Source organism: Belnapia arida (assembly GCF_016773205.1).
Taxonomy (GTDB): Bacteria; Pseudomonadota; Alphaproteobacteria; order Acetobacterales; family Acetobacteraceae; genus Belnapia; species Belnapia arida.
Genome location: NZ_JAETWB010000012.1, coordinates 50,589 through 63,349, shown reverse-complemented (window position 1 = coordinate 63,349; position 12,761 = coordinate 50,589). Strand labels below are relative to the sequence as shown.

The window sequence follows — 12,761 nt, the reverse complement described above, 5'->3', positions numbered from 1 at the left end:
TCAGTAGCGGCGCAGCAGACCGATCAAGCGACCCTGCACCTTCACGCGGTCCGGGCCGAAGATGCGGGTTTCGTAACGCGGGTTAGCCGGCTCAAGCGCGATGGAATTACCCTTGCGGCGCAGGCGCTTCAGCGTGACCTCGTTCTCATCCACCAGTGCGACGACGATGGAGCCGTTATCGGCCATGTCGCCGCGCCGGATGATGACCGTATCGCCATCAAGGATGCCCGCATCAACCATCGAATCGCCAGCGACTTCGAGGGCATAGTGCTCGCCATTGGTCAGCAGGGCGGCTGGGACCTCGACGCTGGTGCCGCTGTCGCGCAGCGCCTCGATTGGAAGACCGGCGGCGATGCGCCCGTAGAGGGGAAGTTGGACGGCGGCCGCCTCATTCGCCGCGCGCTGGACGCCAGCCAAATTGGGGGCGAAGCGGCCATGGATGACATTGGGCGAGAATGCTGGTGTGGCCGGGGGAGTGGCAGGCACGGGTTCCGGCGTGCGACGCGGGGCAATGTTCTCCGGCAGGCGGATGACCTCGAGCGCCCGGGCGCGATGGGCGCGACGCTTGAGGAAGCCGCGCTCCTCCAGGGCGGTGATGAGGCGGTGGATGCCAGATTTCGACTTGAGCTTCAGCGCGTCCTTCATCTCCTCAAAGGAGGGGGAGAAGCCGGTCGCGCGCAAATGCTTGTCGATAAAGATCAGCAGCTCATGCTGCTTGCGGGTAAGCATCTTCCCCTCCGTGGGCTGGCCCTGCGTATGGGTGGCGAACAAACCACGAATCGCAGCGATGTTCTACGGAAGTTCTCCCGACCGGTCAACTGTATCGTATCAGAGTCCGAGATCACCGAGAGGAATAACCTCGACCGGTGCGCCGGTTTGGAGGGCCGGCGCGCCAGGCGCGCGGAGGATAAGGGCTTCCGCACGGGCCAGGGTTTTCATCATGGAACTGTCCTGGAGCGGGAAGGGGATCGCCAGCGGGATACCCTCGGGGCCGGGTTGCAGGGTCGCACGAAGATGGTCGAAACGGCGGTCGTTCTCCGGCAGGTCGGCACCGGCGAGGGCACGAATAGTCCGCGGCGGAGCTCCAGGCAGGCCGGAGAGGCGGTCCAGGGCTGGGATCAGGAAAAGTACGCTGCACACCAGGGCCGAGACCGGGTTGCCGGGCAGGCCAAGAACCGGCGTTGCGCCAAGGCGGCCCCAGATCAACGGCTTGCCTGGCCGCATGGCGATCTTCCAGAAATCGAGGGCGAACCCTTCCGGCCCAAGGGCGCTCTGCACCAGATCGTGGTCGCCGACGCTGGCGCCTCCGGTTGTTACCAGCATGTCGCAGGCGCGAGCGGCGCGGGCGGCTTCGGCAATCGCCTGGCTGTCATCCGGTGCGATGGGCAGGATCAGCGGGTCGCCGCCACCGGCGCGGACGAGCGCGGCCAGGGCATGCGCGTTGCTGCTGACGATACCGCCGCGTGGAATCGGGTCGCCGGGGAGGGCGATCTCGTCGCCGGTCGCCAGGATGCCAATGCGAGGCGCCCGGTGGACCGCCAGCCAGGGCGTATTGGCGGCCGCGGCGAGCCCGATATCCCGAGCGGTGAGGCGGCGACCCGCAGACAGCACCTCCTCCCCCTCGGCAAAGTCGAGACCGCGGCGCCGAATCCATCGGCCGGGACGGGCGGCCTCCTTCACCAGCACGGTGGAGGCGGTGGCCTCGGCATCCTCCTGAAGCAGAATTGCGTCGGCGCCAAACGGGACGATGCCGCCGGTGAAGATGCGCACGGCTTGGCCTGCGCCAACCTCGCCGGCGAAGGGATGGCCGGCGGGCGCGGTGCCGATGACGGCGAGGCGGGCACCTTCCGTCACATCGGCAGCGCGGACGGCGTAGCCATCCATGGCCGAGACATCAGCAGGAGGTTGGGTCAGCCGGGCCAGTATGGGTAGGGCGAGGACGCGGCCCCAGCCGGCGGGCAGCGGCACGGTCTCTGACGGCGTGGCGGTGAGGGCCGCCAGGATACGCGCCCGGGCTTCCTCGACCGAGATCATCACTCTGCCTCGTAAATACCTGACTTTCCGCCAGACTTGTGAGATAGCCGCACGGCTTCGATCCGCATGCCGCGGTCGATCGCCTTGCACATGTCATAAACGGTCAGCGCAGCGACGGTGACGGCGGTCAGCGCTTCCATCTCCACGCCGGTACGGCCGGTGAGGGCGACAGTGGCCTCGATCTCGACCGCATCGGGCAGGGTGGGGGTAAGATTGACTGCCACCTTGGTCAGCATCAGCGGGTGGCAGAGCGGGATGAGGTCGGCGGTGCGCTTCGCTGCCATGATGCCGGCGAGGCGTGCGACGGCGAGGACGTCGCCCTTGGCCATCTGCCCCTCGACGATGCGGGCCAGCGTTGCCGGCTCCATCACCACCCGGCCGCGGGCAATGGCCTGACGCTGCGTCTCCGCCTTGCCCCCGACATCGACCGTGGCGGCGCGGCCTTCCGCGTCGAAATGGGTGAGGGAGGGCGCTTCCGCCATCAGAGGGCCTGGACAAGCTCGGCGGCGGCGGCGGTGACGTCCGGCTGCCGCATCAGGCTCTCGCCCACAAGAATGCAGCGGGCGCCGACATCAGCCATCCGGCGGACATCGGAGGGGTTGCGGATGCCACTCTCGGCGATGGGAATTCGATCGGCGGGAACCAGCGGAACAAGCTCTTCCGAAGTCGCAAGGTCGGTCTGCAAAGTCTTAAGATTGCGGTTGTTAACACCGATCAGCCGGGTTTGGAGGCCGAGGGCACGTTCCAATTCGGCGCGGTCATGGACCTCGGCGAGGACACCCATGTCCAAGCTGCGGGCGATATCCTCCAGCTCCTCGGCCTGCTGGTCGGAGAGGGCGGCCATGATGATGAGGATGCAGTCAGCGCCCATCGCCCGGGCTTCGAAAACCTGCCAGGGATGGACCATGAAGTCCTTGCGCAGCACCGGCAGGGTGCAGGCGGCGCGGGCGGCCTTCAGGTGTTCGGCATGGCCCTGGAAATACGGGGCGTCGGTCAGAACCGAGAGGCAGGTGGCGCCGGCGCGGGCATAATCCTCGGCGAGGGTGGCGGGCTCGAAGGGATCGCGGATCAGCCCGCCCGAGGGGGATGCGCGCTTGATCTCGGCGATGAGGCCGACCCGGCCATCGGCCACGGCTTGGCAAAGGGCGGTGACGAAATCGCGCGGACGGTCGGCGGTGCGGGCCTGGCGCTCGATCTCGGAGAGCGGCGTCGCGGCGGAGCGGGCGCGGACCTCCTCGTACTTGTCGGCCAGGATGCGCGCGAGCGTATCTGGCACGGTTTGCGGCTCGGACAGGATCAGATGGGGGGCATTCATGCTGCAGTGGCGTCCTTGAGGCGGGCCAGTACGGCAGAAGCGGCCCCGCTGTCGATGGCCGCCGCGGCCCGCGCCGCGCCGGATGCTAGATCGGTATCGCGCCCCGCAACGACCAGAGCCGCGGCCGCATTCAGCAACACGATATCGCGGTAGGGACCAGGGGCGCTGTCCAGCAACGCGGTGAGGGCGAGGGCGTTCTCGGCCGGCTCGCCGCCGCGGATCGCCTCGGGCGGAGCGCGACGGAGGCCTGCATCCTCCGGTGCGATCGTGAATTCGCGGATCGTCCCGCTGTCGAGCGCGACCACCTGGGTTTCGCCGGAAAGGGCGATCTCGTCGAGCCCCTGGCCATGGACGAGCCAGGCGGCCTCGGTGCCGAGGCGGGCGAGGGTTTCGGCCATGGGACGGAGCCAGGCGGCGCTGAAGGCGCCGGTGAGCTGGCGGCGGACACGGGCGGGATTCGCCAATGGTCCCAGCAGGTTGAAGATGGTGCGGGTGCCGAGCTCGACGCGAGGGCCGGCGGCATGGCGCAGCGCCGCATGGTGGCGCGGTGCCATCAGGAAGACCATGCCGACCGTCTTCAGCACCGCCTCCAGCCGCTCCAGCGGCACGTCGAGGTCGATGCCGAGGGCGGCCAGCGCATCGGCGGCACCGGAGCGGGAGGAGAGGGCACGGTTGCCGTGCTTGGCGACGGGCACGCCGCAGGCGGCAACGACGAGGGAAGTCGCAGTCGAGATGTTGAGGCTGCCCGAGGCATCGCCGCCGGTGCCGACGATGTCGATGGCGCCAGGCGGGGCCTCGATTGCCGTCATGCGGGCGCGCATGGCACGGACGGCGCCGGTCATCTCGGCCACCGTCTCGCCGCGGACGCGCATCGCCATGAGCATGCCGGCGATCTGGGCGGGGGTCGCCTCGCCGGCCATGATGATGCCGAAGGCGGCCTCGGCCTCGCTCTCCGCCAGGCGCTCGCCGGCAGCAAGGCGGGCGAGGACCGGCTTCAGGCTGTTCACGCCGGCACCCGCGCCTTAGCGAGCAGCAGGAAGTTCCGCAGCAGGTCGTGGCCGTGCTGGGAGGCGATGCTCTCCGGGTGGAACTGCACGCCCCAGATCGGCAGGCTGCGATGGGCGAGCCCCATAATGAGGCCGTCCTCGGTCCAGGCGGTGGCCTCAAGCTCGGCGGGTAGGTCGTCGCGGCAGACGACGAGAGAGTGGTAGCGCGTGGCGCGGACCGGACTTGGCAGGCCGGCGAAGAGGTCGGTGCCGCGGTGGTGGACGTCCCAGACTTTGCCGTGGACGGGATCGGGGGCACGGATGACGGTACCGCCGAAAGCCTGGCCGATCGCCTGGTGGCCGAGGCAGACGCCCATCAGCGGCACGCCGGCCGACGCGGCGGCGCCGATCAGCGGCAGGCAGATGCCGGCCTCGTTCGGCGTGCAGGGGCCGGGCGAAAGCAGGATAGCCTCCGGCTGCATCGCCAGGGCCTCCTGGCTCGTCAGCGCATCATTGCGCCGCACCTCGATCTCCACTCCAAGATCACCGAGGAAGTGGTAGAGATTGAAGGTAAAGCTGTCGTAGTTGTCGATCAGCAGGATCATGGTTTCGAACTTTCGGGCCGGGCCGCGGCCGGGTCAAGCGCGGGCGGCGGCGGGGCCGGCGGCGCGGGCGGCCGCAGGGGAGGCAGGGCCGGGCCGCTGATGACGTCGAAGTCGAAATCGCTGCGTTGCATGGGGCCTCCTGGGTGGTTCGGGGGCCGGCACCGCTGGCGGGAGGTGCAGAGACGAAAAAGCCGCCAGCGAGTGGCGGCTTCTGCGGGTCTGCGTGGGTGCGCTGATCCTAGGCCACCGGTGTGTACCAGCGGTACCAAAATCGCGTAGCGGGGATCGCGCGCTGCACCATGGCACTAGTCGTGCCATGGCCGCGCGTGCCGTGCAAGGGGATCAGAAGCCGTAGAGCCGTGCCGGGTTGTCGACGAGGATGGCTTGGCGCTGAGCAGGCTCGGGCGCCCAGTCGCCGAAGGCGTCCATCAGCACGCCGTCGTCCGGCACCTCCTCGGGCGAGGCAAGGGAGGGGTGGGGCCAATCGGTGCCCCAGACGCAGCGCTCGGGCGCGGCCTCGATCATGGTGCGGGCCATGGCGGCGACGTCGGCATAGGGCGCGCCAGCGGTAGAGGAGCGGTAGCCGCAGAGCTTGGCCCAGGCGCCGCCGCGCAGCAGCCGGAGCAGGGCCTGGAAGGCGGGGTGATCAAGGCCTTGGTCGCCAGACTTCACGCCGCCCATGTGGTCGATGACCAAGGGGCAGGGCAGGCGGGCGAGGACGGGCTCCAGCGCAAGCATTTCAGTGGGATGGGCATAGAGCTGCATGTGCCATCCGAGCTCGGCGAGGCGGGCGCCAAGGGCTTCGATCTGGGCGAGCGGGGTGCCGTTGCCGCTCACCGCATTGAAGCGGACGCCGCAGGCGCCGCGGTCGGCCATGGCGCGGAGGGTGGACAGGTCGAAGCTTTCGTCGACCACCACTACGGCGCGGGCGCGATCTCGGCCGAGAGCCTCGACGGCATCGAGGGTTACTGCATTGTCGGTGCCGTAGATGCTCGGCTGGACGATGACGGTGCGGGCGATGTCGATCGTGTCACACATCGCCCGGTAGGCGGCGACGGAGGCTTCGGGCGGGGTGTAGGAGCGGCCGGGGGAGAGCGGGTAGCGCTCATAGGGGCCGAAGATGTGCATGTGGCAGTCGGTCGCGCCAGCAGGCGGTTGCCAATGCGGGCGGCTGGTGACGGCGCGGGCGCCCGGGCAGGGGCGGGTCATCCACGGCGGCCGGCGGCGAAGCGGACGGCCTCCTCGGCCGCGCGGAACAGGGCGCGGGCCTTCTGCTGGGTTTCCTCGTATTCGGCGACCGGGTCGCTGTCGGCGACGACGCCGGCGCCGGCCTGGACATGCATCACCCCGTCCTTCACCAACGCGGTGCGGAGGCCGATGCAGGTGTCCATGCCGCCATCGGCGCCGAAATAGCCGAAGCCGCCGGCATAGATGCCGCGCCGGGAGGGCTCCAACTCCTCGATGATCTGCATGGCGCGGACCTTGGGGGCGCCGGTCAACGTGCCGGCCGGGAAGCCGCCGGCGAGGGCATCGACGGCGGTAAGGCCAGGGCGGAGGCGGCCGCGCACCTCGGAGCCGATATGCATCACCTGGGAATAGCGCTCGATCTGGAACTGGCTCGGCACCCGGACGGTGCCGATGGCGGAGACGCGGCCGACATCGTTGCGGCCGAGATCGAGCAGCATCAGGTGCTCGGCGCGCTCCTTCGGGTCGGCGAGGAGTTCGGCCTCGAGCGCCTTGTCTTCCTCGGGCGTGGCGCCGCGGCGGCGGGTGCCGGCGAGCGGGCGGATGGTCACTTCGCCGTCGCGGAGGCGCACGAGGATCTCGGGCGAGGCGCCGACGGCGGCGAAGCCGGTGAAATCGAAAAAGAAGAGGAAGGGCGCCGGGTTGATCCGCCGCAGCGCCCGGTAGAGGGCGAAGGGCGGCAGGGCGAAGGGTATCGAGAAGCGCTGGCTGGGCACGACCTGGAAGCAGTCGCCGGCGCGGATGTAGTCCTTGGCGCGCTCCACTGCGGCGATGAAGCCTTTGCGGGTGAAGTTGCTGGAGGGTTCGGGCAGCTTCGGCAGGCTGACTGGGGCGGCGGGGCGGGGCAGCGGGCGGTCGAGCGCGGCCTCGGTCTCGTCCAGCCGGGCCTGGGCGGCGTCCCAGGCGGCCTGCGGGTCCTGGCCTGGCTGAGGCCACACGGTGGTGAAGAGGCTGAGCGCGTCCCGCACATGGTCGAAGACTGCGACGAGGGTGGGGCGGACAAGGACCGCATCGGGCACGCCGAGCACATCCGGGGCGGTCGAGGGCAGGCGCTCCATCAGCCGGACCATGTCATAGCCGAGATAGCCGAAGAGGCCGACGGCGATGGGCGGCAGGCCGGGCGGGAGCGTCATCTGCGCCGCGGTGATGGCAGCGCGGAGGCTTTCCAGCGCATCCTCGCCGGCGGGTTCGAAGGCGTGAGGGGCGGCTAGCGCGTGGTGGTTCACCTCGGCGCGACCATTGCGGCAACGCCAGATGAGGTCCGGCTCCAACCCGACGGCGGAGTAGCGGCCGCGGGCGGCGCCGCCCTCGATGCTCTCCAGCAGGAAGCTGTTCGGTTTGCCGGAGGCGAGCTTCAGGAAGACCCCAACCGGCGTGTCCAGGTCCGCCACCCGCTCCCGCCACAGCACCTGGGCCTGCCCGGCGGCAAGACCAGCGCTGAAGGCGGCGAAATCGGGGGAGGGCATGGCGGGTGCTCCGGGTTCAGGGTTGGGCGAGGCTGTCGAGCAGGCGGGCGTTGATGCGGACATCGGCCCGGTTGCGCAGGGCGGCGACGTATTCCGTCTCAAGGTCGCCGGCCATGGCCTGGCTAGTCTCGGCCTTGAGGCGGGCGAGGGCCGCCGGGTCGGCGGCGGGGTCGGGGCGGGTGACCTCCAAGAGCTGGGCGACGGCGAAGCCGTCCCGCGTCCGTGCCATGGTGGGCTCGTTCGCCTTCAATTCGAAGAGCGGGGCGAGAATTTCGGCCGGCACCGGCCCGTCGCGCTGGTCGCGGGTCACGGCGCCGATCTCACGGACGCCGAAGCCGGCCTCGCGGGCGGCATCGGCCAGGCTCTTACCGCCCTTCACGGCGGCGAGGAGGCCGGCGGCGCGCTCCTCCATCTCGCGGCGCTTGGCCTCGGCAATGAAGGCCTCTCGGACCTGGGGCTCGACGCTTTCGAAGGGGCGGAGGGTGGGGAGCGTGACCTCCTTCACATCGACGGCGACGAATCCGGCCTCGGTTTCGGCGAGGCGGGGGGCGGCGCCCTTCTCCGTCGTGAAGACGGTGCGCAGCAGGGGCGCGCGGGCGGCCTCGATCACGGGTAGCTCGACCGCCTTGCCCTCGGGTTCGAGGCCATTGGCATCCGTGCGTATGGTGGCAAAGCCGAGGTTGAAGCGCTGTGCGACCTCGGCGAGGGTCGCGCCGGCGGCCAGCGCGTCCTCCACCTGGTTGGCGCGCTCGAAGGCGAGGTCGGCGGCCTTCTCGGCGGTGAGGTCGGTACGGAGCTGATCGCGGACTTCGGCGAGCGGCCGGGTGGCGCCTGGCTCGATGCCTTCGACCTTGAGGACGTGCCAACCGAAATCGGTCCTCACCGGGGTGGTGACGGTGCCGGGCGCGGCTGCGAAGGCGGCTTCGGCGAGCTGCGGGAAGGGCAGGCCGGCGCGGTCGATGGCGCCGAGATCCACCGCCTGTCCGCCGGCGGCGTCGGCCTCGCGGGTGATGGTGGCGAAGTCGGCGCCGCCTGACCAGGCGGCGGCGATGGCCTTGGCCTTCTCCTCGTCCTGGACCAGCACCTGCTCCAGCTTGCGGCGCTCCGGCGTCTCGAACTGGTTGCGGCGGGAGTCATAGGCGGCGGCGAGGTCGGCGTCGGAAACCTCGATCTCGCGGCTGATCCGGTCGGCGGTCAGCACGCCGACGCTCGCCTCGCGGTATTCGGGGCTGGAGAAGCGGTCCGGGTTGTTCTCGTGGAAGCGGCGGAGCTGGGCTTCCTCCGGCGCCGGGGGCTCGGGGGCGGCGGCGAGGGGGAGGGTGACGAGGCTGGCGCTGCGCTGCTCCTGCTGCCACTGCAACAAGGTGTTGCCCAGCGCGTCGGGAATGGCGGCACCGGAGCGGATGGCGAGCGCCAGCTGTTGCCGGGCCAGGTCGGCACGGACCAGGGCGAGGAAGCCGGCCTCGGTCAGGTCGTTGCTGCGCAGGAAATTCTCGAAGACCGGGCGCTCGAACTGGCCGCTCATGCCGCGGAAGCCTTGGATCGAGAAGATGAAGTCACGCACCGCTTGGTCCGGCACGGCAATGCCCAGATCGCTTGCCTCGGCGCGCAGGACACGGTCGAGGATCAGCTGCTCGATCGCCTGCTGGGCGACGGCGCGACGGATGCGCGGGTCGTTGTCGAACTGGCCGCCGAGCTGGCGGGAGAGACGCTGCATCTCCCGGCGGATGGCGGCCTGGGCCTCCTCAATCTCGATGGGCGCGCCATTGACCCGGGCGACGGCATTGTCCTGGCCGAAGCTGCGGATTGTGTCGCCGATGCCCCAAACGGCGAAGGAGCCGATCAGCAGGACGAAGAGCAGCTTGGCGACCCAGGTCGAGGCGAGCCGGCGGAGAGCGGTGAGCATGATGGTCCGTCTGTGATCCGGGCGGGGTGCATAGCGGAGGCGTCGGCCGTTGCCAAACCTGTTGGTCGCGGATACCCGGTTTCGGCCAACAGAGAGGATGCCGCCATGACCCCCGGAGTGCGCCCGTTGATCGCCGGCAATTGGAAGATGCACGGCACCCTGCTCGAGGCCGGGGCGCTGGCCGAAGGGGTCCGGGCCGGCGCGGCAGGGGCGCGGGCCGAGTTGCTGGTCTGCCCGCCCTTTCCCTATCTGGTGCCGGTCGGGGGCGCCCTGGGAGCCGATATCGCACTCGGTGGGCAGGATTGCCATGCACGGGAGAAGGGCGCCCATACCGGCGACGTGGCGGCGGCGATGCTGCAGGACGTCGGGGCCACCTACGTGATCCTCGGCCATTCCGAGCGGCGGGCGGATCATGGCGAGACGGATGCCATGGTGCGGTCCAAGGCGGAGGCGGCGCTGGCGGCGGGGCTCGTCCCCATCGTCTGCGTCGGGGAGAGCGAGGCGCAGCGGCTGGCGGGCGACGCGGAGACCGTCGTTACCCAGCAGCTCGATGGCAGCCTGCCGGATGGATTTGCGGCCGCCGGGGGCGTCGTCGCCTATGAGCCGGTCTGGGCCATCGGCACCGGGCGGACGCCGACCGAGGCGGAGATCGCGGCCATCCACGCGGCGATCCGGGCCAACCTGGAAGGGCGATTTGGCACGCCAGGCGGGGGGCTGCGTATCCTCTATGGCGGCTCGGTGAAGCCAGGCAACGCGAAGGCCATCCTGGCGCTGCCGCATGTCGATGGGGCCTTGGTCGGCGGGGCGAGCCTGGCAGCGGCGGATTTCCTGGCGATTGCTGCGGGGGTGCCGGACGCCGCGTGACGCCGCAGCTCATCGGCTCGGAGATCTACCGGCACTCCTCCTATGGGCCAAAGCATCCGCTGGCGATCCCCCGCGTCTCGACGGCGCTCGACCTGATCGAGGCGCTGGGCTGGCTGCCGCCGGGCGGCTGGATCGAGGCGCCGATGGCGACGCCGGCGGAACTCGCGCGGTTTCATGCGCCAGACTACATCGCCGCGTTGCAGCGGGCGGAGGCGATGCAGCGGGCGACGCCGGAGGACCAGGCGCGCTTCCATATCGGGGCGCATGGCAACCCGGTCTACCGGGAGGTCTTCTCCCGGCCGGCGACCAGCGCGGGCGGATGCATGCTGGCCGCCAGGCTCACCGCAAAGGGTGGGGTGGTCTATTGTCTGGGTGGCGGGACGCATCACGGGCGGACGGACCGGGCGAGCGGCTTCTGCTACCTCAACGACCCGGTGCTCGGGCTGCTGACTTGGCTCGATGCCGGGCTCGACAATGTCCTCTATGTCGATATCGATGCGCATCACGGAGATGGGGTGCAGGACGCCTTCCGGGACGATCCGCGGGTCTTCACCCTCTCTGTGCATGAAGCGGGACGTTGGCCGCAAACCGGGGCGGTGGAGGACCGGGCGGGTGGGGCGGCGCGTAATCTGCCGGTGCCGCCTGGTTTCAACGATTCCGAGATGCTCTGGGTGTTGCATCAGGCGATCCTGCCCATCACGCTGCGCCTGCAGCCGCAGGCGATCATGCTGCAATGCGGGGCGGATGCACTGGAGGAGGACCCGCTCTCGCGCCTCGCGCTCTCCAACAATGCGCATTGGGGGGTGGTGCGGGCGCTGATGGGGTTGGCGCCGCGGCTGCTGGTCCTGGGGGGCGGCGGGTATAATCCCTGGACGGTCGGGCGGTGCTGGGCGGGGGTCTGGGCGGTACTCAACGGGTATGACATCCCGGAGCGGCTGCCACCCGCCGCAGAACAGGTGCTGCGGGCGCTGCGCTTCGGGCGGGCGGCTGGGCGAAATCCGCCGGACCACTGGTTCACGACCCTGCGGGATATGCCGCGGCCGGGCGTGGTGCGGGCGGCGGTGCAGCGGGTGGCGGCGGCCGTAGTGCGGGACCTCGCCACCATCGCGCCGCCGGTACGTTAGGGGTTCATCCCCCTTACAGGATCTGCAATGCCGAGACTCAACCCCCGACTGATCGATACCGGCAGCCCGCCCATCCCCGAAATCCAGGCCTGGGGCCGGCGCTATGACGGGAAGCATGGGCCGCTGATGAATCTCTGTCAGGCAGTGCCGGCCTATCCGCCGCCGCCGGAGATGCTGGAGCGGCTTGCGGCGGCGGCGGGTAGCGCGGAGGCGGCCGCTTATGGGCCGATCCAGGGAGACGCCGCGCTGCGGGAAGCCTATGCGGCGCATCTGCGCAGGCTTTATGGCGGGAGTTGTGCGGCGCAGAATGTTGCCATCACCGCTGGCTGCAACCAGGCCTATTTCGTGGCCATGATGGCGCTGGCCGGGCGCGGCGATGCGGTGATCGTGCCCACGCCCTGGTATTTCAACCATGCGATGTCGCTCGACATGCTGGGGATCGAAGCGCGGGGCCTGCCCTGCGGCCCGGGCTTCCTGCCCGATCCGCAAGCGGCGGAGGCGCTGATCGATGGCCGGGTGCGAGCCATCGTCCTGGTGACGCCGAACAATCCGACCGGGGCGGCCTACCCACCGGCGCTCGTCGCGCGATTCCATGCACTGTGCCGGCGGCGGGGGATCTGGCTGGTGCTGGACGAAACCTATCGGGACTTCCTGCCGCCCGGGCATGGTGCGCCGCATGGGCTGCTGCAGGGGGAAGGATGGCCGGAAAACCTCGTTCAACTCTACAGTTTCTCCAAATCCTTCGCCATTCCGGGGCATCGGCTGGGGGCGCTGGCGGCGCCGGAGGTGCTGCTGCCGCAGCTCGGCAAGGTGATGGATTGCGTGCAGATCTGCGCCAACCGGCCGGCCCAGGCTGCGGTAGCCTGGGGGATCGATGCGCTGGCGGGCTGGCGGGAGGAGAAGCGGACGGAGATGGACGCGCGGGGGCGGGCCCTGCGCGCCGGCTTCAAGGATCTGGCCGGATGGCGGCTGGAGGCTCTTGGGGCCTATTTCGCCTATGTGCGGCACCCCTTCGGCGAGGCCTCGGCCTGGGACGTGGCGCGGCACCTGGCGACAGAGCATGGGCTGATGGCATTGCCCGGCCCGGCCTTCGCCGGGGCGGAGCGGCATCTGCGCATCGCCTTCGCCAATGTGGACGTGGCAGGCGTGTCGGCACTGCTGGAGCGCCTGCGGCGGGTGGAGGAGGAACGACCGGCCCTGGCCGCGGCGGGGTGAG

General features: G+C 70.1%; 12 protein-coding genes. 3 read left to right on the top strand and 9 right to left on the bottom strand.

What is annotated here, in order from left to right:
- The 9 genes from lexA to JMJ56_RS19750 all read right to left on the bottom strand — a co-directional run bounded on the left by lexA (position 1) and on the right by JMJ56_RS19750 (position 9,557).
- Positions 1-729, bottom strand: a complete 729-nt coding sequence (gene lexA, locus JMJ56_RS19790) for a transcriptional repressor LexA (protein WP_202833501.1) — start codon at positions 727-729, stop codon at positions 1-3.
- Positions 730-828: 99 nt separating this feature from the next.
- Positions 829-2,034 carry a molybdopterin molybdotransferase MoeA gene (locus JMJ56_RS19785; protein WP_202833500.1) on the bottom strand — a complete coding sequence of 402 codons (1,206 nt, stop codon included), beginning with the start codon at positions 2,032-2,034 and terminating at the stop codon, positions 829-831.
- On the bottom strand, positions 2,034-2,516 hold the full coding sequence (moaC, locus tag JMJ56_RS19780) for a cyclic pyranopterin monophosphate synthase MoaC (RefSeq protein ID WP_202833499.1): 483 nt from the start codon (positions 2,514-2,516) through the stop codon (positions 2,034-2,036). The genes JMJ56_RS19785 and moaC overlap by 1 nt, the downstream gene beginning before the upstream one ends.
- The gene (gene trpC / locus JMJ56_RS19775; protein ID WP_202833498.1) at positions 2,516-3,349 is read right to left on the bottom strand and encodes an indole-3-glycerol phosphate synthase TrpC; all 834 of its coding nucleotides are present in this window, start codon (positions 3,347-3,349) and stop codon (positions 2,516-2,518) included. Before trpC ends, moaC begins: the two co-directional genes overlap by 1 nt.
- Positions 3,346-4,356 (bottom strand): anthranilate phosphoribosyltransferase, encoded by a 1,011-nt coding sequence (gene trpD / locus JMJ56_RS19770; RefSeq protein ID WP_202833497.1) that lies wholly within the window; start codon positions 4,354-4,356, stop codon positions 3,346-3,348. Before trpD ends, trpC begins: the two co-directional genes overlap by 4 nt.
- Positions 4,353-4,940, bottom strand: a complete 588-nt coding sequence (locus JMJ56_RS19765) for an anthranilate synthase component II (protein ID WP_202833496.1) — start codon at positions 4,938-4,940, stop codon at positions 4,353-4,355. Before JMJ56_RS19765 ends, trpD begins: the two co-directional genes overlap by 4 nt.
- 342 nt (positions 4,941-5,282) lie before the next feature.
- Entirely contained in the window at positions 5,283-6,149 is an 867-nt protein-coding gene (locus JMJ56_RS19760; protein WP_202833495.1) for an amidohydrolase family protein, read from the bottom strand.
- Complete coding sequence (trpE, locus tag JMJ56_RS19755; protein WP_202833494.1) at positions 6,146-7,651, bottom strand: anthranilate synthase component I; 1,506 nt, start codon at positions 7,649-7,651, stop codon at positions 6,146-6,148. Before trpE ends, JMJ56_RS19760 begins: the two co-directional genes overlap by 4 nt.
- A gap of 16 nt (positions 7,652-7,667) precedes the next feature.
- Positions 7,668-9,557 carry a peptidylprolyl isomerase gene (locus tag JMJ56_RS19750; RefSeq protein WP_202833493.1) on the bottom strand — a complete coding sequence of 630 codons (1,890 nt, stop codon included), beginning with the start codon at positions 9,555-9,557 and terminating at the stop codon, positions 7,668-7,670.
- A 117-nt stretch (positions 9,558-9,674) separates the two neighbouring features.
- Here JMJ56_RS19750 and tpiA point away from each other — a divergent pair, with 117 nt between their 5' ends.
- From tpiA to JMJ56_RS19735, 3 genes are read left to right on the top strand one after another with little or no spacing between them, the layout of a single operon-like run.
- Entirely contained in the window at positions 9,675-10,421 is a 747-nt protein-coding gene (gene tpiA / locus JMJ56_RS19745; RefSeq protein WP_202833564.1) for a triose-phosphate isomerase, read from the top strand.
- The gene (locus JMJ56_RS19740; protein ID WP_202833492.1) at positions 10,418-11,545 is read left to right on the top strand and encodes an acetoin utilization protein AcuC; all 1,128 of its coding nucleotides are present in this window, start codon (positions 10,418-10,420) and stop codon (positions 11,543-11,545) included. The genes tpiA and JMJ56_RS19740 overlap by 4 nt, the downstream gene beginning before the upstream one ends.
- A gap of 27 nt (positions 11,546-11,572) precedes the next feature.
- On the top strand, positions 11,573-12,760 hold the full coding sequence (locus JMJ56_RS19735; RefSeq protein WP_202833491.1) for an aminotransferase: 1,188 nt from the start codon (positions 11,573-11,575) through the stop codon (positions 12,758-12,760).
- Position 12,761 lies beyond the last annotated feature (1 nt).

Coding starts and splice junctions, on each gene's coding strand:
- trpC (WP_202833498.1), bottom strand. CDS start 3,349: ATGAATGCCCCCCATCTGATCCTGTCCGAGCCGCAAACCGTGCCAGAT.
- lexA (WP_202833501.1), bottom strand. CDS start 729: ATGCTTACCCGCAAGCAGCATGAGCTGCTGATCTTTATCGACAAGCAT.
- JMJ56_RS19765 (WP_202833496.1), bottom strand. CDS start 4,940: ATGATCCTGCTGATCGACAACTACGACAGCTTTACCTTCAATCTCTAC.
- trpE (WP_202833494.1), bottom strand. CDS start 7,651: ATGCCCTCCCCCGATTTCGCCGCCTTCAGCGCTGGTCTTGCCGCCGGG.
- JMJ56_RS19735 (WP_202833491.1), top strand. CDS start 11,573: ATGCCGAGACTCAACCCCCGACTGATCGATACCGGCAGCCCGCCCATC.
- moaC (WP_202833499.1), bottom strand. CDS start 2,516: ATGGCGGAAGCGCCCTCCCTCACCCATTTCGACGCGGAAGGCCGCGCC.
- JMJ56_RS19750 (WP_202833493.1), bottom strand. CDS start 9,557: ATGCTCACCGCTCTCCGCCGGCTCGCCTCGACCTGGGTCGCCAAGCTG.
- JMJ56_RS19785 (WP_202833500.1), bottom strand. CDS start 2,034: ATGATCTCGGTCGAGGAAGCCCGGGCGCGTATCCTGGCGGCCCTCACC.
- JMJ56_RS19760 (WP_202833495.1), bottom strand. CDS start 6,149: ATGACCCGCCCCTGCCCGGGCGCCCGCGCCGTCACCAGCCGCCCGCAT.